This is a genomic window from Rhodococcus erythropolis NBRC 15567, from assembly GCF_001552595.1.
In the GTDB taxonomy this organism is placed as follows: Bacteria; Actinomycetota; Actinomycetes; order Mycobacteriales; family Mycobacteriaceae; genus Rhodococcus_F; species Rhodococcus_F erythropolis.
Window position 1 is genome coordinate 123,168 of sequence record NZ_BCRM01000016.1, and the last position, 21,872, is coordinate 145,039.

Here is a 21,872-nt window from a genome sequence, read left to right on the forward strand (position 1 = left end):
TGTGTAAATGTCGGTGTTCGTTCTGTTCAGGAAACGGAGGTGGCAACGATGTCGAGTACCGACGACAGGCGTTTCGAGGTCTTACGTGCAATCGTGGCCGATTACGTCTCCACCCAGGACCCGGTGGGATCCAAGGCCCTGGTCGAGCGTCACAACCTCGGAGTGTCGAGCGCCACTGTGCGCAACGACATGGCATTCCTCGAGGCCGAGGGCTACATCGCCCAACCGCACACCAGTTCCGGCCGCGTTCCGACCGACAAGGGATACCGCGAATTCGTCGATCGCATCGCCGACGTCAAGCCCATGTCCGGGCCCGAGCGCCGAGCGATCCTGGAGTTCTTGGAGTCGGGTGTCGACCTCGACGACGTTCTGCGTCGTGGGGTGCGACTGCTCGCGCAACTGACCCGTCAGGTCGCGGTTGTCCAGTACCCGTCGCTGTCCGCGTCGTCGGTTCGCCACCTCGAGGTGGTCGCATTGACGCCGGCGCGCCTGCTTCTCGTTCTCATCACCGATTCCGGGCGAGTCGATCAGCGAATCGTCGAGCTCGGGGACGTCCTCGAAGACGAAGACCTTTCCCGGTTGCGCGCGCTTCTCGGCGGGGCCCTGGAAGGTAAGCGCCTGGCCGCCGCGTCGATTGCCGTGGCGGAACTGGCCGACGAGTCTCCGGCCGACCTGCGCGACGCCGTGATCCGGTCGGCAACGGTTCTGGTCGAGACCCTGGTCGAACATCCGGAAGATCGCCTCGTTCTGGGCGGAACCTCCAACCTCACGCGCAACGCCGCCGATTTCTCCGGTCTGGCCGGCTTCCCCGGTTCGCTGCGCGCAGTGCTCGAAGCACTGGAAGAGCAGGTAGTGGTCCTCAAACTGCTCGCTGCGACTCAGAATTCCGGCACGGTCACCGTCCAGATCGGTGAAGAGACGCAGGTCGAACAGATGCGCGGAACCTCCGTGATTTCGACTGGCTACGGCGCGGCCGGTACCGTTTTCGGTGGTGTCGGTGTGCTCGGACCCACTCGGATGGACTATCCGGGAACAATTGCATCGGTTGCCGCCGTTGCCAGATACATCGGCGAAGTTCTCTCCGAGCGATGACGGACGTCGACATTTGGTCGGCACACCTCCTCGCGAGGACTGAGGAAAACCTAGAAGTAAGAGAAGGACGAGAGACTCAACGTGGCACGGGATTACTACGGATTGCTCGGCGTCGGCAAGAACGCGACAGACCAGGAGCTCAAGCGCGCTTACCGCAAGCTGGCACGCGAACTGCACCCGGACGTCAACCCTGACGAGGCGGCGCAGGCCAAGTTCAAGGAGATCTCGACGGCCTACGAGGTCCTGACCGACCCGGAGAAGCGTCGCATCGTCGATCTCGGCGGAGACCCGCTCGAGTCCGGTGGCGGCGGAGGTGGTGGCTTCGGCGGCGGATTCGGTGGCGGTGGCCTCGGCGACGTCTTCGAAGCCTTCTTCGGCGGCGGTGGCGGCGCAGGTCGTGGGCCGCGCGGTCGCGTTCAGCCCGGAGCCGACTCGTTGCTTCGCACCAAGCTGACCCTCGCAGAATGTGCGACGGGCGTCAGCAAGCACGTGACCGTCGAGACGGCCATTCTGTGCGACAGCTGCACCGGAGCCGGAACCAACGGCGACTCCAAGCCTGTCCGCTGTGAGACCTGCAACGGTGCCGGCGAAGTTCAGTCCATCCAGCGCTCATTCCTCGGCCAGGTCATGACCTCGCGTCCCTGCCCGACGTGCCGCGGTGCCGGTGAGACCATCCCGGATCCCTGCCACAAGTGTGGCGGCGACGGCCGAGTTCGGGCCAAGCGCGACATCACGGTGAAGGTTCCGGCGGGCGTTGCCGGTGGCATGCGCATCCGTTTGACTGCGCAGGGTGAAGTCGGCCCAGGCGGCGGACACCCCGGCGACCTCTACGTCGAGATCGTCGAGCAGCAGCACGACGTCTTCGTTCGGGACGGTGAAGACCTGCACTGCACCATCCGTGTTCCCATGGTCGACGCAGCACTGGGTACCAGCGTCACCGTCGACACCATCATCGACGGCCCCAAGGAAATCACCATCGAGCCAGGCACCCAGCCCGGGCACGTTGCTGTTCTTCGCGGTCACGGTATGCCGAAACTGCGGTCGGGAGTGCGCGGCGACGTCCACGCTCACCTCGAGGTGGTCATCCCGAGCCGCCTCGATCACAAGCAGTCCAAGCTGCTCAAGGAATTCAAGCTGCTCCGCGATCGTGACGAGGCCGAGGTCGTTTCGACGACGTCGCAGAACAGCGGTGGTCTGTTCTCGCGTCTTCGCGAAGCATTCAGCGGCCGCTGACGGTGGCCGCAACGGTCTTCTTTCTCGACCCGGTTCCCGGCGTCGGTGAAATCGCAGTTCTGGACGGGCAGGAGGGCCGCCACGCGGCCACTGTCCGCCGGATCGGTGTCGGCGAGCGTTTGGTGTTGGCCGACGGCCGTGGCCGGGTAGCCGACGCCGAGGTGACGAGCGTCGGCAAGGATCGCCTCGAACTGTTGGTCAGCGACGTTCAGGTTCTCGAGCAGCCCAAGCCGTTGGTGACCCTGATTCAGGCACTGCCCAAGGCCGAGCGCTCCGAGTTGGCCGTCGAACTGGCCACCGAGGCTGGTATCGACGCCGTGATTCCGTGGCAGTCCCTGCGTTGTGTCGCCAAATGGGAAGGCCCGAAGCTCGCCAAGGGCGTCGCACGCTGGCGAAGTGCCGCAGTGTCTGCGGCGAAGCAGTCCAGACGCGCGTTCGTCCCGGAGATTTCGGATCTGCACAAGACGGCGGCGGTGATCGCGTTGGTTCGCGACGCCGTTGCCCGCGGCGCTGTGGTTGCGGTGCTTCACGAATCGGCGACGACGCCGTTGGCCGGCTTGCCGTTGGCGAGCGCGGACGAGGTATTTCTCGTTGTCGGTCCCGAAGGTGGGCTCGACGATTCGGAGATCAGTGCGTTGTCGGAGGCCGGGGCCACTCCGGTGCTTCTCGGGCCGACGGTCCTGCGCACGTCGACCGCCGGGGCTGTTGCTCTCGGCGCGATCGGAGTGCTGACCGATCGCTGGGGACCACGGCCACTGCACTGATCTTGTTGTGACTGCACTGACGTTGTGTGATCCCGAGCTGAATCGGATCCGGCGCTCAGCGAAGTGTCAGATTTGCGCACTATCGTAAGGACGTCGGGGGTCGCCTTCGGCGTGAGTTGGTTCGGGGATTTCAGGAGGCCAGATGTTGTCACGTGCGCATATGCGAATTGCCGGAGCGGTGTGTGCCGCGGCGGCGATGATGCTGGTTGCGGGGTGCACCGTCTCCACCGGAGACAATCCTGGCTCTTCCGGTAGTGCCGTCACCACCACACCGACCAGCGAGGCGCTCGTCACCGTCACTCCCGCCGACGGCGGAACCCCCGTGAGCCCCCTCGATCCCATCGAGGTCCAGGTCGCGAAGGGAACACTGACGACCGTCGCGCTGACCAATCCCGAAGGTAAGGAAGTCGCCGGTATCACGACGCCTGACAAGACGTCCTGGAAGCCGAGCGAACCACTCGGATACGGCAAGACCTACAAGCTTGTCGTCGATGCCGTCGACGCGAATGGTGTTGCCACGACCAAGAACACGACGCTGACCACCGTCGCGCCGAGTAATCAGACTCGCGCGTACATCAACACCACCGGTGGCGCCTCGATTTCGGACGGTGGCACGTACGGCGTCGGCACGGTCGTCGCCGTTCATTTCGACGAGTTGATCGGTGACAAAGCCACGGCCGAGAAGTCTCTGGTGGTCACCACCAATCCGCCCGTACAAGGATCGTGGTACTGGGTCGACGGTCAGAACGTTCACTGGCGTCCGCAGAATTACTACGCACCAGGCACGACGGTCTCGGTGAACGCGAACATCTACGGCAAGCAACTCGGCAACGGACTGTACGGCCAACAGGACGACACCGTGTCCTTCAAGATCGGCGACTCCCACGTCTCGGTCGCCGACGACAACACCAAGATGGTGACCGTCTACGAAAACGGTCAGGTGATCAAGGAGATGCCGACCTCGATGGGAATGGGCGGCACCGAAACGATCGGCGGCACGACGCTCTCGTTCTGGACCCAGCCCGGCACGTACACCGTGATGGACAAGGCCAATCCCGTCATCATGGATTCGTCGACCTACGGTCTGCCGATCAACTCGCGCCTGGGCTACAAGGAATCCATCAACTGGGCCACCCGCATCAGCACGGACGGTATCTATCTTCACGAGTTGGAGAGCACCGTCTGGGCGCAGGGAAACACCGACACCTCGCACGGTTGCCTCAATCTCAGTGCGGCCAATGCCAAATGGTTCTTCGATTTCTCGCAGCCAGGAGATGTCGTCGAGATCAAGAACACCGGCGGGGCTCCGCTGGAGGTGTGGCAGAACGGCGACTGGACCCTCTCGTGGGCAGACTGGGCCGCAGGCAGCGCCCTCGCCTGAGATAGATTTCCTCGGTGCCTCGATTCAAGATTCCGTACGGCCGACACGAGCAACAGTTCGGGCATCTCTACGTTCCCGACGAGGCGGTTGACGGCCCGATCCCGATCGTCATGCAGATCCACGGCGGCTTCTGGAGCGGGCAGTACGGATTGAATCTGGGCACCGCATTTGCCGTCGAACTCGCGCGGCACGGCGTCGCAGTGTGGAACATCGAATACCGCCGCCTCGGGGCGGGCGGTGGTTGGCCGGAAATGTCCGCCGACGTGAAAACGGCGTACGACGAAATCCCCGGACTGGTTGCCGCGAAGTCCTCGGCCGAATTCGATCTGAATCAGATTCGCCTGCTCGGGCATTCGGCCGGCGGACATCTTGCAGTGTGGCTGGCGGGAGAGAAGGACACGTTCACCCGGCCTGAACGGGTCATCGCGCAGGCTGCCGCACTCGATCTGGCGTCGGCAGGCGAGCGTGGACGACGGATCAGCTTCATCGAGGATCTGTTCGGCGTTCCGTTCGAAGCGGACCCGGATCTGTATCGCAATGCGTCGCCACAGCATCGACTGCCGATCGGCGTTCCCGTTGTGTGCGTCACGGGTGCGGAGGATCTGCAGGTGCCGGCCAAGGTGAGCTCCCGGTATGCGAAGGCTGCCGAAGCGGCTGGTGATCCCATGGCACTGCGTGTGATCGAGGGCGAAGGGCACGACGCATTTCTCTCACCCTCGACCGAGTCCTGGCGGGTCTCCCGCGAGTTGGTTCTCGCCGAAGACCCGCTGGCTCCGAGCACGTCAGACTGACACGGGGCCTTCTTGCACAGGGGCCTTCTTGCCCGGCAGGATGAACGCCACGACAACTGCCCCCACGAACAGTGCAAGGCCGCCCGCCCAGCTGGCCGCCGAAATCGCGTCGGCGTAGGCACTGCCGGCGGCGTCGAGCAACGGCGCTGCCTGAGCTGCAGCCAAGGGGTTGCCTGCCATCTCTTCGGCGACCAACGAAGCGCCGCCGACGGATTCTCCCGACACCTCCATCGCGTACGCGGCCTGTTGCGCCAGCTCACCCGTCAACTGTGGAACCTGCATACCGCTGATGAATCCTGCGATCGAATCCTTGTAGCTCGCAGCGAGGATCGAGCCCAGGATCGCGATTCCCAGAGAGCCGCCGAGTTCGATGGCGGTGTCGTTGAGGCCACCAGCAGCGCCGAGATCGTCCTCGGAGAAGTTGTCCATGATGGCGTCGGTGGCCGGCGGTTCACTCAAGCCGATGCCCAGGCCGAGCAGGATCAGTGGGACAGCGAACATCCAGTAGCCCGAATCGCCGTCTACCTGCGTGAGAATCAGAACACCGACCGCGGCGACGACCATGCCGCCGACGATGGATGCCCGGACGCCGATCAGCGGAGTGATCCGGCCACTGACCACGGCGCCGATCGAAACGGCAATTGCCAAGGGCAGCAGACGAACACCGGTTTCGAGTGCGCCGTAGCCGAGGATGAACTGGAACTGCTGTGAGATGAAGTAGATGGCACCGAAGGCGGCCAGGAAGAGCAGAAGTACGGCGAGTGTCGCGCCGCCGACCATGCGCTGGCCGAGTTTGCGGACGTCGAGCAGTGGCTGCGGGTGACGCAGTTCCCAGACGACGAACGAGACGAGGCCGATCGCAGCGAGCACGGCGGCGCCGATGGGTCCGCCGGTCCACCCGAAGTGGAATCCGTTGATGATCGAGTACACGAGCGAGCCGATGGTGACCACCGAGAGTGCTCCGCCGATCCAGTCGATCCGGCCCAGGTGCTCGGCCTTGCTCGGAGGCACCAGGATTACGGCGGCGACGGCAGCGACTGCGGCGATCGGGACGTTGATCAGGAAAGTGATGCTCCAGGAATGGCTGTCGAGAATCCATCCGGCCAACAGCGGGCCGAGGGCAATCGCCAGACCCGACGTCGCCGCCCACGCCGCGATGGCGCGTGATCGCTCCGCCTTGGGAAAGGTCGCGACCAGAAGCGAAAGCGTCGCGGGCATGATGATCGCGGCGCCGACGCCCATGATCATTCGTGCCGCGATGACGGCGTTGGTGGTGTCCGCGATACTGCCGAAGACGGCGCCGCCGGCGAACACGGCGAGTCCGGCCAGAAGCGCTCCGCGGCGACTGTACTTGTCACCGATCACGCCGAACAGCAACATCAGCGCGGCGTAGGGGACTGTGTAGCCGTCGATGACCCATTGCAGTTGAGTGCTGGTGAGCCCGAGGTCTCTGGTCATGTCCGGCGCCGCGACGATCAGCGCGGTATTCGCCATCACGACGATCAGCAAACTCAGGCATAACACCCCGAGCGCGGCCCACCGCCGTGAGTACGGCTGGTCCATCTCCGAGACAGGTTTGCTCATGAGTGTCGTCATGACGCGACTCCGTTCCTGATGATCGAAGAGACTCCTCGATCTATTTGCACACTGATGTGTAAGTTAATAACTTGCACACCGATGTGCAACTATGATGGACCTAGATCACAGTTGGGCAGTCGAAAGAGGTGGAACGCGCGTTGACGCATTCGGGCACAGTCGTTTCGGGAACTGCCGAATCGGGCGGAAGGCAGCGTCGTAGTCAGGCCGCGGCGAATCGCAATCGCGTCATCGAGGCGGCGATCACGGCGTTCGCTGCTGATCCGGATGCGAGCATGGACGACGTCGCAAAGGCTGCCGGTGTGGTCAGACGAACCGTGTACGCGCATTTCGACAGCCGTGAGGCGCTGATCAACGGCATCGTGGACGAGGCGTCGACCGATCTCGTTGCTGCGCTGAGCCAAGCCGGTAAGCCGCCCGAGCGCCCGGATCTGGCGACTGCCGTTCTGGCATTGTTGTCATGGCCGGTCGGCGATCGATTCCGGATGCTGCTCAGCTTTGCCCGCAAAGAGTTGGGGGAGCAGCGGATTCTCGATTTGATGGAGCCCGCGCGCGCGGTGAGTATCAGCGTCGTCGAGCGAGGTCAGCGTGACGGCACCTTCTCGACATACCTGCCGGCCGAGACTCTGGTAGCGATGACCGAGGCGATCACGATCACTTTGTTCGATCAGGCCAACAGTGGGCTCATCACCGACTCTGGTGAATCCTTTGCCGCCGTGTGCCTGGTCATCGCGGGTATCAGTCCGGACAGAAGCGCCGAGGTCGTCGCCGAAGCGTCGGAATGGATCCGAGAATCGCTGCCGTCCGGTCGCCGCGCGGATTAGGCCGGGACGATTAACAAGTGGGCCGTGTCCGACTCTGGCGCTAGACTTCGAAGTATCGAGGCTCACGAGTCGAGTGGGCTGATCGGACCAGAAAGCAGGCCATATTCACCACGTGAGTGAACACAGTGAACTCGACGGGAACCGTGTAACCACCATCGCCGATCGCGCTCTGCCCGCAGAGCGCACCGTCCGTTCGAGTATGGATCTGGCGCCGGAGACCGTGCGCCAAATCCTGGGGGCGACGGACGAGAATCTCACCGCGATCGAACGTGAGCTTCGTGCCGACATTCACGTACGTGGCGGAACTGTCTCCTTGTCGGGGACGGCTGCAGACGTTGCGCTGGCAGAACGTGTGTTCAGTGAATTGGCGTCGCTGGCCGGTCGGGGGCAACCCATCGCACCGGATGCTGTTCGACGAACCATCGGCATGCTCACCAACGAGGTCGGCGAGTCTCCGGCCGAGGTGCTCTCCCTCGACATTCTTTCGCGTCGGGGCAAGACGATTCGGCCCAAGACCCTCAACCAGAAACGCTACGTCGACGCCATCGACGAGAACACCATCGTGTTCGGAGTCGGCCCGGCCGGCACCGGCAAGACCTACCTCGCCATGGCCAAGGCCGTTCAGGCGTTGCAGGCCAAGCAGGTCTCTCGGATCATCCTGACCAGGCCGGCAGTCGAGGCAGGCGAGCGACTGGGCTTTCTGCCCGGCACATTGCACGAGAAGATCGATCCGTATCTGCGCCCGCTGCACGACGCATTGCACGACATGATGGATCCCGAGGCGATTCCGAAGTTGATGCAGGCCGGAGTCATCGAGGTCGCTCCGCTCGCCTACATGCGCGGCCGGACGCTCAACGATGCCTTCATCATCTTGGACGAAGCGCAGAACACCACGGCCGAGCAGATGAAGATGTTCCTGACCCGTCTCGGGTTCGGTTCCAAGATCGTGGTCACCGGAGACGTGACCCAGGTCGATCTACCTGGTGGGGCCCGTTCGGGTCTGCGTGCGGCATCCGAAATCCTCACCGGGATCGACGATATTCATTTCGCCACCCTCGACAGCAGTGACGTCGTACGTCATCGGCTGGTCTCCCACATCGTCGACGCTTACGAGCGTCACGAATCGGATCGGTCCGGCGAGTTGGCCGTCGGAAACCGGGCGCAGCGCCGCGCTGCACATGCTCATTCACCGCGACGGTAGGCTGATCGACGCATCAACCCCTACTTTTCCCAGGAAAGAGCGTCGCACATGAGCATCGAGGTCTCGAACGAATCGGGCATGGACATCTCCGAACCGGAGTTGATCAGCGTTGCCCGTTTCGTGATCGCTCGGATGGATGTCCATCCGGCGGCCGAGCTGTCGATGGTTCTCGTCGACTCCGCGACGATGGCGGATCTGCACGTTCGCTGGATGGACCTGCCGGGCCCGACCGACGTCATGTCGTTCCCGATGGACGAACTCGAGCCGGGTGGCCGTCCTGATTCCCCGGAGCCTGGACCGTCGATGCTCGGCGACATCGTGTTGTGTCCGTCTTTTGCCGCGGATCAGGCTGACAAGGCCGGGCATTCACTGGCCCACGAACTTGCCCTCCTGACCGTCCACGGTGTGTTGCACCTCCTCGGCTACGACCACGCGGAGCCGGAAGAGGAGAAGGAGATGTTCGGCTTGCAGAACAGCCTCCTCGAAGAGTGGTACGAAGACCTTCGCCGCATCGACCGCGAAGCAGCACTGGCCGAACGCGATCAGAAGCTGCTCGGCAAGACCGGTTTCGTCGACGGAGTGGACCGATAACAGGCATCCGGGGGTTCTGTAGTGAGTAGCGCCATAGCGCTCTTTGTTCTGGCGATTGCTCTTGTCCCGGTCGGTGGTGTCTTCGCGGCCGTCGACTCGGCGCTCAACACCATTTCGTCGGCGCGCATCGACGAGATGGCAAAGGAAGAGCGAGCCGGCGCCGCGCGCGTGCAGCGCATTCTGACCGATCGTCCGCGATACGTGAATCTGATGGTCCTGCTTCGCATTTTGTGCGAGATCACGGCCACCGTCGTACTCGTGGGCGGTCTGATCGACATCCTCTCGTTGGGCTGGGCGCTGACCGTCACCGCGGTGATCATGGTTCTCGTCTCGTACGTGGTCATCGGCGTCGGACCGAGAACGCTTGGGCGCCAACATGCGTACTCCATCGCGATGGCCGCGTCGTTGCCACTGCTGTGGATCGGTGTTCTGCTCGGGCCGATCAGTCGCGTCCTGATCCTCGTGGGTAACGCCTTGACCCCAGGTAAGGGCTTCCGCAACGGTCCGTTCGCTTCGGAAATCGAGTTGCGTGAACTCGTGGACATGGCGCAGGAACGCGGCGTCGTCGCCGACGAAGAACGCCGAATGATCCAGTCCGTCTTCGAACTCGGAGACACGTCGGCACGCGAGGTGATGGTGCCTCGCACCGACATGGTGTGGATCGAAAATGACAAGAATGCCGGACAGGCGACGTCGTTGGCCGTGCGCAGTGGTCACTCGCGCTTGCCGGTCATCGGGGAGAACGTCGACGACGTGCTCGGTGTCGTCTACCTCAAGGATCTGGTCAAGCAGACCTACCACCTGCCCGACGGCGGCCGGAACGTCAACGTCTGCGACGTCATGCGGCCGGCGGTCTTCGTTCCCGATTCGAAGCCACTCGACAGCTTGCTGGCCGAGATGCAGCGCGACCGCAATCACATGGCGATCCTCGTCGACGAGTACGGCGGAATCGCCGGGCTGGTCACGATCGAGGACGTCATCGAAGAGATCGTCGGTGAGATCGCCGACGAGTACGACGAGGACGAGACGCCGCCCATCGAGGATCTCGGCGACGGAATGTTCCGCGTATCCGCGAGGCTTCCCATCGAAGACCTCGGCGAATTGTTCGATCTCGAACTCGAACTCGACGAGGTGGAGACCGTCGGCGGGCTGATCGGATACGTACTCGGCCGAGTTCCGCTTCCTGGTTCCGAGGTGGAATACGACGGTTTGATCCTGCGCGGTGAGGGAACCAACACGGGCCGAGGCCGGGTACGCATCAGCACGGTGTTCGTGCAGCGCATCCCGCGGTCCGAAGACGAAGAGACAGAAGACACCGATGACTGAGCGAGTGTTCAGCGAGGAGCAGTTATGAGCAAGAACGAATTCCGGTCAGGCTTCGTGTGTTTCGTGGGTCGACCCAATACGGGTAAGTCCACGCTGACCAATGCGTTGGTCGGCAGCAAGATCGCGATCACGTCCTCGCGCCCGCAGACGACGCGCCATACGATTCGTGGCATCGTTCACCGCGAGCATGCGCAGCTGATCCTGGTGGACACCCCTGGACTGCACAAGCCGCGCACATTGCTCGGGCAGCGCCTCAACGACCTGGTTCGTGACACGTACTCCGAGGTCGACGTCATCTGCCTGTGCATCCCGGCCGACGAGGCCATCGGGCCCGGAGACCGCTGGATCGTGCAGCAGATCCGTCAGATGGCGCCCAAGACCAAGCTGGTCGGCATCGTCACCAAGATCGACAAGGTCAGCCGCGACGCCGTCGGAAAGCAGTTGCTTGCGCTGTCCACCTTGCTCGGTCCCGAATCCGAGGTCGTTCCGGTGTCCGCGAAGTCGGGCGAACAGGTCGAGATCCTGGTCGACGTCCTCGCCGGTCTGATGGACGAGGGCCCGGCCTTCTACCCGGACGGTGAATTGACGGACGAGCCCGAAGAGGTGCTCATGGCCGAACTCATCCGTGAGGCTGCGCTCGAGGGTCTCGGTGAGGAATTGCCGCACTCCCTGGCCGTGGTGATCGAGGAGGTCATCCCGCGCGAAGGACGCACCGAGAAGCAGGGCGAGATGCTGGACGTCCACGCGTTGCTCTACGTCGAGCGGCCCAGCCAGAAGGGCATCGTCATCGGTAAGGGCGGAGCGCGTCTGCGGGAAGTCGGTACCAGTGCGCGCCTGCAGATCGAGAAGCTGCTCGGTGTGCGGATCTTCCTGGAGTTGCACGTCAAGGTCGCCAAGGACTGGCAGCGCGACCCGAAGCAGCTCGGCCGGCTGGGCTTCTAGGGCCTCCGGCCCCGTGAGCGGTTAGGGAGTCCAGGGACTGCCTAACCACTCACAGGGGCCGGAGGACCCTGAGGATCGCCGCGCCGATGTCCTGCTCGTCGACGCCGGTGGCCAGGCGTCGGAGCTGGAATCCAGTGATGACGGCAACGAGCGTCGATGCAATCGATTCGGGATCCGGTACGCCGAGTGCCGTCAGAATCGTGACGGTCAAATCGTCGTAGGCGGCAAAGCATTCGACCGCCACTTCATGGAGTTCGTGGTCGCGGCCGGCGGCGATGTACATCTCGAACGGCGCGATCCGCTCGGCCGAGAACGAAAGATCTCGCGTCACCTTCTCAGCTATTGCCGCGGCATCCTCGACGCTGAGACCTTTGTCGCGGTACTCCTCGGCCAAGGCGCGCAGGCGCGTCGTCTCGTCTGTCACGAAACGAGACAGAGCAGCGCGGAGCATGTCCGACTGGCTCGCGAAGTGATACGTGATCGATCCGAGTGAGACGCCGGCCTGCGCGGCGATGCGCCGGTTGCTCACACCCGGGATGCCGTCGGTACCGACGACGTGCAGAACGGCGTCGAGTATTCGCTCGCGAACGTCCCGGTTACTCATCGGGTCACCACCACGGCTCGGGGCGGACCTGATCCCAACGCAGGACCGATTCCAATTGTGAAGCGAGGGAGACCAACAGAGGTTCGGTGTTCTCGTTGCCCATCAACTGCGCACCGATGGGCAGGCCGGCCTTGCTGAATCCGGCCGGCACGTTGACCGAGGGCCAGCCGAGGACGTTCCACGGCCACGCGTACGGGCAGGCGCCGGTCATGACCTTGTCGGTGTCCCAACCACCGATGCCGTCGATCGCGGTCGCCATGATCGGTGGAGTTGCCGTCGTGGGTGCCAGGACGACGTCGTAGGTGTCGAAGATCGCCCCGATCCGCTTTCGCATCCGCGGTTCGGCCGCGCGGGCCGCGCGCAGTGGCGCACCACGAAGTAGCTTGCCGTTCTGTGCATTTCCGCGTGTTCGGGCATCGACCAGTGTCGGGTCGGGAACGCGTCCGAGCCAGTCGTGGACCCCGACGAGTGAGCGGGGCAGAAAGTTCAGGCCGAAGATCAGGCCGTATGCGGGATCGTCGACGACGACGTGGTGTCCGAGTTCCCGCAGCGTGTCGGCGATCGAATGCACGGCCAGGCGCACTTCCGGGTCCAGCTTCACAGGAGTGGCGGTGAACGGATTACGAAGGGAAAGAGCGATTTTCAGCTTTCCGGGGTCGCGTCCCACCGCGTCGCTGACGGTGACCGGTGTCGGCTTGTGGAGATCGCCGTCGTGGTTGCCGGCAGCGACGTCGAGCAGCAGTGCCGCGTCGGCGACGGTGCGAGCGAGCGGGCCGTTGACCGTCAGGCCGTAGAAGGCTTCGGCGTCGGGCCAGGTGGAGATGCGCCCGCGCTGCGGTTTGATTCCGACGAGGTTGGTCCAGGCCGCGGGGATTCGGATGGAACCGGCTCCGTCGGAACCGATTCCGGCGCTGACCAATCCGGCAGCGACGGCCGCCGCGGTGCCGCCCGACGATCCGCCTGGAGTGTGGTGACGCGACCACGGATTGCGCGTGTAACCGAAGGCTGAACCGCTCGTGAGCGGCCACTGGCCCAGTTCCGGGCTGTTGGTCTTGCCCACGATCACTGCGCCGGCGTCGCGGAGGCGTCGAACCATCTCCGAGTCCTCGGTCTTGGCCGGGAAATCGCCAGGGCAACCGAAGGCGGTGGGTTCGCCGGTGATGTCGACGTCGTCCTTCACTGCGATCGGCACGCCGAGAAGAGGTAGGCGCTCGCCGAGTGCGAGACGCCTGTCGGCCTCGGCTGCTTCTTCGAGTGCCTTCTCGCGCCGCACGATCTTGAACGCATTGAGGTGAGGCTGAGTGGCCTCGATCCGGCTCAGCGTTGCCTCCGTGGCCGCGACGGACGAGGTAGCACCCGAAGCCAGACTCGCAACCTGGTCGACAAGGCCGGGGGCGAGATCGTGGTCGGTTCGAGAAGTCATCAGGTTCCCTTCGCAAAACTGTTCGTTCGAACGAACAGTAACTTGTTTCAGTATTAGCGAACTTGGGTTCCGCGTCAAGATCGCGTCAAGACGCCAGGTCAGTGCGTAAGTGGATCGTCAGAGACACGGAATCGGCCTCTCTGGAGGTCGAAGCTGAGAGAGCGCATCCGGTCGAGGGCGACCGAGCGTCATGGCTGCGATGCACAGCAGCACGGCAAAAGATTTCGAAGAGGGAAGCTCATGGCCGATCTGGCCTACGTTGCTCTGATTCTCGGTGGTTTTCTCGTGTGCGCGCTGGTGCTGCGCGCCCTACAGGCGAGCGCTCCCAAATGACGGTTGCCGGTGTGGTCAGCGTGGTTCTGATCGCCGTCGCCGCGGCATTGGTCATTTATCTGCTCGTTGCACTCGTAGATCCTGAGAGGTTCTGATGTCGCCCGCTCTTGCAGCCGGCCTGCAGATCGCTTTTGTCCTCGCCGTTCTGGCAATTGCCTACGTTCCGGTGGGCGACTACATGGCACGCGTTTACTCGTCGACGCGGGATCTGCGGGTCGAGAGTGTGATCTACCGCGTCGGCCGGATCGACTCGCGGGCCGAGCAGACGTGGTACGGCTACGCCGCAAGCGTTCTCGGATTCTCGTTGGCGAGCGCATTGTTCTTGTACTTTGTCCAACGGATTCAGGGTGTACTACCGCTGAGTGACGGACTGTCCGGCGTCAGCCCTGCCGTTGCCTTCAACACCGCGATTTCCTTTGTGGCGAACACGAACTGGCAGTCGTACACGCCGGAAACGACGATGAGCAACTTCGTTCAGCCCGTCGGCCTGGCGGTGCAGAACTTCGTCTCTGCCGCAGTCGGGATGGCGGTGGCCATCGCATTGGTTCGTGGCTTCATTCGGGTTGCCCGGGGCGGCGAAATCGGCAACTTCTGGGTCGATCTGACGCGTGGTTCTCTGCGCATCCTCCTCCCGTTCTCCTTCGTGATCGCCCTGATCCTGTTGAGCCAGGGAGTGATCCAGTCGTTCCACAGCGGTTTCGCCTCCACTGGCCTCGACGGCAATGCGGTGACCAATGCACTCGCTCCCGTCGCGTCCCAGGAAGCGATCAAGGAACTCGGCACGAACGGCGGCGGGATCTTGGCTGCCAACTCGGCGCACCCGTTCGAGAACCCCACCCCGCTGAGCAATATTGTCGAGATTCTGGCGATCCTGTTGATTCCGGTCTGCCTCACACGAACATTCGGAACTCTCGTCGGTGATCGTAGGCAAGGCCTCACCCTGCTCGCAGTGATGGGAATCCTGTGGAGCGGACTGCTCGCGGTGACGCTCGCTGCCGAATCCGGCGCACGCGGTGTTGCCGCCACAGCAGCTGGTTCGATGATGGAGGGCAAGGAAGTTCGCTTCGGAATCCCCGGATCGGCATTGTTCGCGGTGGCGACCACGGGAACGTCGACGGGTGCGGTGAACTCGGCCCACGACAGCATGTCGCCCCTCGGCGGCGGCGCGGTCCTGCTCAACATGTTGCTCGGCGAAATCGCGCCGGGCGGAGTCGGAACCGGCCTCTACGGGATTCTTGTGCTGGCGCTGATCGCAGTGTTCGTCGGCGGACTGTTGGTCGGTCGCACGCCCGAATACCTCGGCAAGAAGTTGGGTCGACGCGAGATAACCCTTGCAGCGCTGTCGATCCTGGTCATGCCCGCACTGGTCCTGATCGGTACCGCCATCACCGTGATCCTCGGTTCGACCACCGGTTATCAAGGCAACGGGGGAGATCCGGGCACGCCGGGATCGATCCACGGGTTCAGCGAGGTGCTCTACGCTTTCGCTTCCGCCTCGAACAACAACGGCAGCGCGTTCGGCGGTCTGACCGTCACCAGCGACTGGTTCCAGTCGTCTCTCGGAATCTGCATGCTTCTGGGCCGATTCCTGCCCATCATCTTCGTTCTCGCTCTGGCCGGTGCGCTGGCCTCTCAGAAGAAGGTGGCGCCGACGGCCGGCACCCTCCCCACATCCGGTCCGATGTTCACCGGCCTGTTGACCGGAACCGTCGTTCTTGTTGCTGCACTTACATTCTTCCCGGCCCTCGCGCTGGGCCCGCTAGCGGAGGCTCTTCAATGACCGTGCGTATCAGTGAGAAACCCGTGGTAGCGCAAGACGCTGCCGACAAGGTTGATCCAGGGCAGTCCCGTCAAGTACACGCAGGCGTATTCAACCTGCGGCAGATGATCACCGCGTTGCCGGGGGCCGTACGCAAACTCGATCCACGCCACTTGGCGCGTAACCCGGTCATGTTCGTGGTGTTCGTCGGTTCCGTCATCACCACCGTCATGGCGATCGCCGATCCCTCGGTGTTCTCATGGGTGATCACCCTGTGGCTCTGGTTCACGGTGATCTTCGCGAACCTCGCCGAATCCGTGGCCGAAGGGCGAGGCAAGGCTCAGGCGGCCAGCCTGCGCAAGGTCAAGCAGGACACCACAGCACATCGGATCACGATGAGCGGCGCGATCGAATCGGTTTCCGGCACCGAACTGGTGGTCGGCGACCGGGTGATCGTGGTTGCCGGCGAGGTCATCCCCGGCGACGGCGACGTGGTCGAAGGTATTGCCTCCGTGGACGAATCGGCGATCACCGGTGAATCCGCCCCGGTAGTCCGTGAATCCGGTGGCGACCGCTGCGCCGTCACCGGTGGTACGACGGTTCTCTCCGACCGGATCGTCGTGGAAATCACCGCAGCACCGGGCAGTTCGTTCGTGGACCGGATGATCGCGCTCGTCGAAGGCGCCTCGCGTCAGAAGACACCCAACGAGATTGCGCTCAACATCCTGCTCGCGTCGTTGACGGTCATCTTCCTCCTCGCCGTCGTAGCCATCGGCCCGATGGGCTTGTACGCGGGGCACGAGCAGGATCCGATCAAGCTGATCGCACTCCTCGTCTGCCTGATCCCGACGACCATCGGAGCGCTACTCTCGGCGATCGGTATCGCGGGCATGGACCGCCTCGTCCAGCGCAACGTTCTCGCGATGTCGGGGCGTGCCGTGGAAGCTGCGGGCGACATCGACACCCTGTTGATGGACAAGACCGGAACCATCACCTTCGGCAACCGCCGGGCGACCGCGCTCCACCCGGCACCCGGCGTATCCGCCGACGATCTTGCTGCGGCAGCGCGCTTGTCGAGCCTGGCCGACGGAACTCCCGAGGGACGGAGCATCGTCGAGTTGTGCGCAGCAGAGTTCTCTCTCGCGGCCGAACCGACGCTCGACGAGGAACGCGCCGAGTTCGTTCCCTTCACGGCACAAACGCGGATGAGCGGACTCGACCACTCCGGACGCCAAATCCGAAAGGGTGCAGCAGATGCGGTGATGCACTGGGTCGTCAGTGGCGGTGGACATGCAGAGACCGCGGTGACCGATACCGTGAACGACATCGCCCAAGCCGGCGGAACACCACTGGTAGTTGCCGTCAAGCACGGTGAGAGCACCTCGATCCTCGGCGTGATCGCGTTGTCCGACGTCGTCAAGCCGGGAATGGCTGACAGGTTCGCCGAACTCCGGGCGATGGGTATTCGCACGATCATGATCACCGGCGACAATCCGTTGACTGCGAAGGCGATTGCCGATGAGGCGGGCGTCGACGACTTCATGGCGGAGGCCACCCCGGAAGACAAACTGGCCCTGATCCGGAAGGAGCAGGAAGGCGGACGTCTCGTCGCGATGACCGGTGACGGGACCAATGATGCGCCCGCCCTTGCCCAGGCGGATGTCGGGGTCGCGATGAACACGGGAACCTCGGCAGCCAAAGAGGCCGGGAACATGGTCGATCTCGATTCCGATCCCACCAAGTTGATCGAGGTAGTGGAAATCGGCAAGCAATTGCTGATCACCCGCGGCGCCTTGACCACATTCTCGTTGGCGAACGACTTGGCGAAATACTTCGCAATCCTGCCGGCATTGTTCAGCGGCATCTACCCGCAGCTGGACGCGTTGAACATCATGCGGCTCGCCACCCCCGAATCGGCGATCGTCTCGGCCGTGATCTTCAACGCCTTGGTGATCATCGGGTTGATTCCGTTGGCGCTCAAGGGTGTTCGATACCGACCGTCGACAGCATCGCAGTTGCTCGGACGTAACCTGCTCGTCTACGGTCTCGGCGGTGTGATCACACCGTTCGTCGGTATCTGGTTGATCGATCTCGTCGTGCGTTTGATTCCTGGAATTGGGTGACCTGACATGCGTTTCACTATCGGTTTTGCCAAACAGGTATGGGCGGGTTTGCTCGTATTACTTGCACTCACGGTCGTTCTCGGTGTGATCTATCCCGCCGCGGTGTGGGGGGTCAGCCGGATCAGCTCCGGATCTGCCGAAGGCTCACCGGTCACTGATGCCGCCGGTTGCGTGGTCGGCAGTGCCTGGGTGGGTGTTGATCCGCAGGTTGCCGAAGGGCAGCAGGACCCGTTCTTCCACAACCGCGTTGTCGGATCCGTTTCGGACGAGGATCCTTTTGCCACCGGTGATCCCGCTGCGGCACTGCCGTCCAACCAGGGGCCGAGCAGCGAGATTCTGGCCGGATTCATCATCGAGCGCCGGGCAGCCATCGCGGCACGTGAGGGCGTCGACCCGGCATCGGTTCCCGTCGACGCAGTCACCGGTTCGGGCTCGGGTATCGATCCCCACATCAGTCCGGCGTACGCCGAGCTGCAGGTCGCGAGGGTGGCGGCGAACAACGGCATCTCGGAAGACCAGGTGCGGGACTTGGTGGCTGAGCACACCGACGGTCGGCAACTCGGATTTCTCGGAGCCGAGCGAGTCAACGTCCTGGAATTGAACCTGGCACTCGGATTGACGGCACCTACGTGTGCTGCGCCGACGACTGGTGGATGATTGTCACGTGAGTTCTTCGGAGAAGGTCGGTCAATCTTTCGGTAGGGCACGCAAACGTGGTGAATTGCGTATCTACCTCGGCGCTGCCCCCGGCGTCGGAAAGACCTTCGCGATGCTCGGTGAGGCTCATCGACGTCGAGATCGTGGCTGTGACGTGGTCGCGGCCGTTGTGGAGACACACGGCCGCGCCCGCACGGCGGCGCAGATCGGTGACCTCGAGATCATTCCGCCGAAGCTGGTGGACTATCGCGGAACACGGATGCCGGAACTGGACGTCGAGGCGGTGTTGGCTCGGCGGCCGGCCCTTGTCCTCGTGGACGAGTTGGCACACACCAACACGCCGGGGAGTGAGAATCACAAGCGCTGGCAGGACGTACAGGAACTGCTCGAAGCCGGGATCGACGTCCTGTCCACGGTCAACGTGCAACACCTCGAAAGCCTCAACGACGTTGTCGCGCACATCACCGGCGTGGTTCAGCAGGAGACGGTTCCGGACGCGATAGTGCGTAGTGCGGCGCAGGTCGAGTTGGTCGACATCACTCCGGAGGCGCTGCGCCGCAGACTTTCTCACGGAAACGTGTATTCGCCGGAGCGTGTCGATGCGGCATTGGGTAACTACTTCAGACGCGGAAACCTCACGGCGCTACGCGAACTGGCTCTGCTGTGGGTGGCCGATCAGGTGGACGCCGCCCTGGCGAAGTACCGGGCCGAGAACAAGATCACCGATACCTGGGAGGCGCGCGAGCGTGTCGTCGTTGCCGTGACCGGGGGACCGGAGTCGGAAACGCTGGTACGACGCGCATCCCGTATCGCGTCGAAATCGAGTGCCGAGCTGATGGTGGTCCACGTCGTGCGCGGTGACGGACTCACCGGCGTCTCGGCTCCGGAGATGGGCAAGGTGCGCGCGTTGGCCGTCGGGGTCGGCGCCACGCTTCACACCGTTGTCGGTGACGACGTACCGTCGACGCTTCTCGAATTCGCCCGCGAGGAGAACGCCACACAGTTGGTTCTGGGAACGTCTCGACGTTCTCGGCTGGCGCGCATCCTCGACGAGGGGATCGGCGCCGCGGTGGTTCAGCAGTCCGGCGGCATCGACGTTCACATGGTCACCCATGAGGAAACGACTGTCCGTCGGCGGATCTCGCTGTTCGGCCGATCCGAGTACCGCTTGCTGTCGTGGATTGCGGCAGTGGTGGTTCCGACGGCCGCAGCCGGACTCATGGGTCTGATCGACCGGATCTCCGGCGTGCAGGGTGAAAACGCGTTGTTCTTCGTGGTGGTGGTTCTGGTCGCGCTGCTCGGTGGTGTCGGGCCGGCAATGCTGTCTGCTCTGCTATCGGGACTGCTGCTCAATTACTTCTTCACCGACCCCAGGTACAGCTTCACGATCGCCGAACCCGACAACTTCATCACGACGGTGGTGCTGCTGATAGTGGCTGTGGCAGTGGCCGTTCTGGTGGACGCTGCCGCCAAAAAGGCTCGGGAAGCGAAGCGTGCTTCGGAGGAAGCGGAACTTCTGACACTGTTTGCGGGGTCGGTTCTCCGCGGTGCTGACCTGTCCACGCTGCTCGAGAAAGCTCGTGAAATCTACCGTCAACGTGGGGTTTCGGTGGTGCATCATGAGGATGGCGTAGTCGCGGCCGTGGGTGCAGAACCGCCGGCACGTGAAGCTGATGCGGATTCCGTATGCGAGGTGAACGACGGCGAATACGCACTGATGCTGTCGGGGCCGGAGTTGAGTGCGCGTGATCGTCGGGTGTTGACCGTTGTCGCGCACCAGGCGGTCGGCATGATCCGTCAGGACAAGCTCACGGTCGAAGCGAGCAAGGCGGCTGCATTGACCGAGGCTGATCAACTGCGCCGAGCATTGCTTTCGGCTGTGAGCCATGACCTTCGGACACCGCTCGCCGGCGTGAAGGCTGCTGTGTCGAGCTTGCGCAGCGACGACATCGAGTTCTCACCTGAGGACACGGCAGAACTACTGGCCACCATCGAGGAGTCTGCGGATCAGTTGACCGCGCTGGTCGGCAACCTTCTTGATTCGTCCAGACTGGCTGCGGGAGTGGTCAAGCCGACGTTGCGGGCGGTGTACCTCGACGAAGTTGTTCACCGGGCGTTGCTGGGATTAGGCATCGGCGGCCGGTCGGACTCCCGGTCTCACAGTGTGATCGTCGACGTGGGTACTGTTGCCGTGCAGGCCGATCAGGGTTTGCTCGAGAGAGTGATCGCCAACCTCGTCGACAACGCATTGCGGTACGGCGGCACAACACCGGTGCGAGTGGGAGCAGCACGCGTCGGAGACCGCACCGTCATCACCGTCGCAGATACCGGCCCCGGTGTACCCCGTGGTGAAGCCGAATCGATGTTCGAGCCGTTTCAGCGAATGGGGGATCGCGACAACACGGGCGGCGTCGGACTCGGGTTGTCCGTGGTGCGCGGATTTGTCGACGCGATGGGCGGAACGGTCAGTGCCACCGACACTCCGGGCGGTGGGTTGACGATGATGGTCGAACTGGCCGGTGCAGGAACGAATGGAAGCGAGTCATGAGCCGGATACTGGTTGTCGACGACGAACCGCAGATCTTGCGGGCACTACGCATCAACCTCACTGTGCGTGGATATGACGTGGTGACGGCGTCCACCGGAGCAGGGGCCTTGCGCGCTGCAGCGGAACGGCCGCCGGACGTGGTGATTCTCGATCTCGGACTGCCGGACATGGACGGCACCGAAGTACTTGCAGGCCTGCGTGGCTGGTGCACGGCGCCGGTCATCGTGCTGTCGGCGCGCACCGACTCCGCGGACAAGGTCGAGGCCCTCGATGCCGGTGCCGACGATTACGTCACCAAGCCCTTCGGGATGGACGAGTTTCTGGCCCGCGTGCGCGCAGCGGCGAGGCGTGGAACCTCGGCGGCCGACACCTCGGAACCGTCGGTCGAGACCGCGTCGTTCACGGTGGACTTGGCTGCCAAAACGGTGAGTCGGCGCGGTGAACAGGTGCACCTGACTCCGACCGAGTGGGGCATGCTCGAGATGCTTGTGCGCAACCGCGGAAAGCTGGTCGGGCAGAAGGAATTGCTTCGGGAGGTGTGGGGACCGGCTTACGACACCGAGACTCACTATCTGCGTGTCTACCTGGCTCAACTTCGTCGCAAGCTCGAGGACGACCCGGCCAACCCCAAGCATCTGATCACCGAGGCGGGGATGGGTTATCGATTCGTGGTGTGAGAAACCA

General features: G+C 63.4%; 19 protein-coding genes. 16 read left to right on the plus strand and 3 right to left on the minus strand.

Annotation, left to right across the window (positions count from 1 at the left end):
* Nucleotides 1-48 precede the first annotated feature (48 nt).
* The 5 genes from hrcA to RE4_RS19725 all read left to right on the plus strand — a co-directional run bounded on the left by hrcA (nt 49) and on the right by RE4_RS19725 (nt 5,261).
* Nucleotides 49-1,092, plus strand: a complete 1,044-nt coding sequence (gene hrcA / locus RE4_RS19705; RefSeq protein WP_019749027.1) for a heat-inducible transcriptional repressor HrcA — start codon at nt 49-51, stop codon at nt 1,090-1,092.
* 81 nt (nt 1,093-1,173) lie between these two features.
* A complete protein-coding gene (gene dnaJ / locus RE4_RS19710; RefSeq protein WP_019749026.1) occupies nt 1,174-2,325 on the plus strand; it encodes a molecular chaperone DnaJ in 1,152 nt (383 codons plus the stop codon).
* Nucleotides 2,326-2,327: 2 nt separating this feature from the next.
* A complete protein-coding gene (locus tag RE4_RS19715; RefSeq protein ID WP_021333396.1) occupies nt 2,328-3,089 on the plus strand; it encodes a 16S rRNA (uracil(1498)-N(3))-methyltransferase in 762 nt (253 codons plus the stop codon).
* A gap of 142 nt (nt 3,090-3,231) precedes the next feature.
* Nucleotides 3,232-4,470 carry a L,D-transpeptidase gene (locus RE4_RS19720; protein WP_060939179.1) on the plus strand — a complete coding sequence of 413 codons (1,239 nt, stop codon included), beginning with the start codon at nt 3,232-3,234 and terminating at the stop codon, nt 4,468-4,470.
* 14 nt (nt 4,471-4,484) lie between these two features.
* On the plus strand, nt 4,485-5,261 hold the full coding sequence (locus RE4_RS19725; RefSeq protein WP_060939180.1) for an alpha/beta hydrolase family protein: 777 nt from the start codon (nt 4,485-4,487) through the stop codon (nt 5,259-5,261).
* Here RE4_RS19725 and RE4_RS19730 read toward each other — a convergent pair.
* Complete coding sequence (locus tag RE4_RS19730) at nt 5,253-6,857, minus strand: MFS transporter (protein WP_060939181.1); 1,605 nt, start codon at nt 6,855-6,857, stop codon at nt 5,253-5,255. The two genes, RE4_RS19725 and RE4_RS19730, sit on opposite strands and share 9 nt — an antisense overlap.
* Nucleotides 6,858-6,985: 128 nt before the next feature.
* On the opposite strand from RE4_RS19730, the gene RE4_RS19735 reads away from it, so the two are divergent.
* The 5 genes from RE4_RS19735 to era all read left to right on the plus strand — a co-directional run bounded on the left by RE4_RS19735 (nt 6,986) and on the right by era (nt 11,741).
* On the plus strand, nt 6,986-7,681 hold the full coding sequence (locus RE4_RS19735; protein ID WP_081098402.1) for a TetR/AcrR family transcriptional regulator: 696 nt from the start codon (nt 6,986-6,988) through the stop codon (nt 7,679-7,681).
* Nucleotides 7,682-7,793: 112 nt separating this feature from the next.
* Nucleotides 7,794-8,882, plus strand: coding sequence for a PhoH family protein (locus RE4_RS19740; RefSeq protein WP_060939182.1), 1,089 nt, complete (start codon nt 7,794-7,796; stop codon nt 8,880-8,882).
* Nucleotides 8,883-8,930: 48 nt separating this feature from the next.
* A complete protein-coding gene (gene ybeY, locus RE4_RS19745) occupies nt 8,931-9,473 on the plus strand; it encodes an rRNA maturation RNase YbeY (RefSeq protein WP_003944525.1) in 543 nt (180 codons plus the stop codon).
* A 21-nt stretch (nt 9,474-9,494) separates the two neighbouring features.
* Entirely contained in the window at nt 9,495-10,799 is a 1,305-nt protein-coding gene (locus RE4_RS19750) for a hemolysin family protein (RefSeq protein WP_019749019.1), read from the plus strand.
* Nucleotides 10,800-10,823: 24 nt separating this feature from the next.
* Nucleotides 10,824-11,741 (plus strand): GTPase Era, encoded by a 918-nt coding sequence (era, locus tag RE4_RS19755; protein WP_019749018.1) that lies wholly within the window; start codon nt 10,824-10,826, stop codon nt 11,739-11,741.
* 49 nt (nt 11,742-11,790) lie between these two features.
* Here era and RE4_RS19760 read toward each other — a convergent pair whose 3' ends face one another.
* Together RE4_RS19760 and RE4_RS19765 are read right to left on the minus strand one after the other, a co-directional pair.
* Complete coding sequence (locus RE4_RS19760) at nt 11,791-12,345, minus strand: TetR/AcrR family transcriptional regulator (RefSeq protein WP_060939183.1); 555 nt, start codon at nt 12,343-12,345, stop codon at nt 11,791-11,793.
* A 4-nt stretch (nt 12,346-12,349) separates the two neighbouring features.
* Nucleotides 12,350-13,768 carry an amidase gene (locus RE4_RS19765; RefSeq protein ID WP_019749016.1) on the minus strand — a complete coding sequence of 473 codons (1,419 nt, stop codon included), beginning with the start codon at nt 13,766-13,768 and terminating at the stop codon, nt 12,350-12,352.
* Between the two features lie 329 nt (nt 13,769-14,097).
* Here RE4_RS19765 and kdpF point away from each other — a divergent pair, with 329 nt between their 5' ends.
* The 6 genes from kdpF to RE4_RS19795 are packed head-to-tail and all read left to right on the plus strand — an operon-like array spanning nt 14,098 to nt 21,865.
* The gene (gene kdpF, locus RE4_RS19770) at nt 14,098-14,196 is read left to right on the plus strand and encodes a K(+)-transporting ATPase subunit F (RefSeq protein ID WP_007731078.1); all 99 of its coding nucleotides are present in this window, start codon (nt 14,098-14,100) and stop codon (nt 14,194-14,196) included.
* Complete coding sequence (kdpA, locus tag RE4_RS19775; protein WP_060939184.1) at nt 14,196-15,881, plus strand: potassium-transporting ATPase subunit KdpA; 1,686 nt, start codon at nt 14,196-14,198, stop codon at nt 15,879-15,881. The genes kdpF and kdpA overlap by 1 nt, the downstream gene beginning before the upstream one ends.
* On the plus strand, nt 15,878-17,983 hold the full coding sequence (kdpB, locus tag RE4_RS19780; protein ID WP_060939185.1) for a potassium-transporting ATPase subunit KdpB: 2,106 nt from the start codon (nt 15,878-15,880) through the stop codon (nt 17,981-17,983). The genes kdpA and kdpB overlap by 4 nt, the downstream gene beginning before the upstream one ends.
* A gap of 6 nt (nt 17,984-17,989) precedes the next feature.
* Nucleotides 17,990-18,640 (plus strand): potassium-transporting ATPase subunit C, encoded by a 651-nt coding sequence (locus RE4_RS19785; protein ID WP_019749013.1) that lies wholly within the window; start codon nt 17,990-17,992, stop codon nt 18,638-18,640.
* A 7-nt stretch (nt 18,641-18,647) separates the two neighbouring features.
* Entirely contained in the window at nt 18,648-21,188 is a 2,541-nt protein-coding gene (locus RE4_RS19790; RefSeq protein ID WP_020969962.1) for a sensor histidine kinase, read from the plus strand.
* Nucleotides 21,185-21,865 carry a response regulator gene (locus tag RE4_RS19795; RefSeq protein ID WP_019749011.1) on the plus strand — a complete coding sequence of 227 codons (681 nt, stop codon included), beginning with the start codon at nt 21,185-21,187 and terminating at the stop codon, nt 21,863-21,865. Before RE4_RS19790 ends, RE4_RS19795 begins: the two co-directional genes overlap by 4 nt.
* Nucleotides 21,866-21,872 lie beyond the last annotated feature (7 nt).

What these genes read in the sequence shown, in the direction of transcription:
- ybeY (WP_003944525.1), top strand. Translation starts at nt 8,931, where the DNA reads ATGAGCATCGAGGTCTCGAACGAATCGGGCATGGACATCTCCGAACCG.
- hrcA (WP_019749027.1), top strand. Translation starts at nt 49, where the DNA reads ATGTCGAGTACCGACGACAGGCGTTTCGAGGTCTTACGTGCAATCGTG.
- RE4_RS19785 (WP_019749013.1), top strand. Translation starts at nt 17,990, where the DNA reads ATGCGTTTCACTATCGGTTTTGCCAAACAGGTATGGGCGGGTTTGCTC.
- RE4_RS19765 (WP_019749016.1), bottom strand. Translation starts at nt 13,768, where the DNA reads ATGACTTCTCGAACCGACCACGATCTCGCCCCCGGCCTTGTCGACCAG.
- RE4_RS19720 (WP_060939179.1), top strand. Translation starts at nt 3,232, where the DNA reads ATGTTGTCACGTGCGCATATGCGAATTGCCGGAGCGGTGTGTGCCGCG.
- kdpA (WP_060939184.1), top strand. Translation starts at nt 14,196, where the DNA reads ATGTCGCCCGCTCTTGCAGCCGGCCTGCAGATCGCTTTTGTCCTCGCC.
- era (WP_019749018.1), top strand. Translation starts at nt 10,824, where the DNA reads ATGAGCAAGAACGAATTCCGGTCAGGCTTCGTGTGTTTCGTGGGTCGA.
- RE4_RS19760 (WP_060939183.1), bottom strand. Translation starts at nt 12,345, where the DNA reads ATGAGTAACCGGGACGTTCGCGAGCGAATACTCGACGCCGTTCTGCAC.
- RE4_RS19730 (WP_060939181.1), bottom strand. Translation starts at nt 6,857, where the DNA reads ATGACGACACTCATGAGCAAACCTGTCTCGGAGATGGACCAGCCGTAC.
- kdpF (WP_007731078.1), top strand. Translation starts at nt 14,098, where the DNA reads ATGACGGTTGCCGGTGTGGTCAGCGTGGTTCTGATCGCCGTCGCCGCG.
- RE4_RS19795 (WP_019749011.1), top strand. Translation starts at nt 21,185, where the DNA reads ATGAGCCGGATACTGGTTGTCGACGACGAACCGCAGATCTTGCGGGCA.
- kdpB (WP_060939185.1), top strand. Translation starts at nt 15,878, where the DNA reads ATGACCGTGCGTATCAGTGAGAAACCCGTGGTAGCGCAAGACGCTGCC.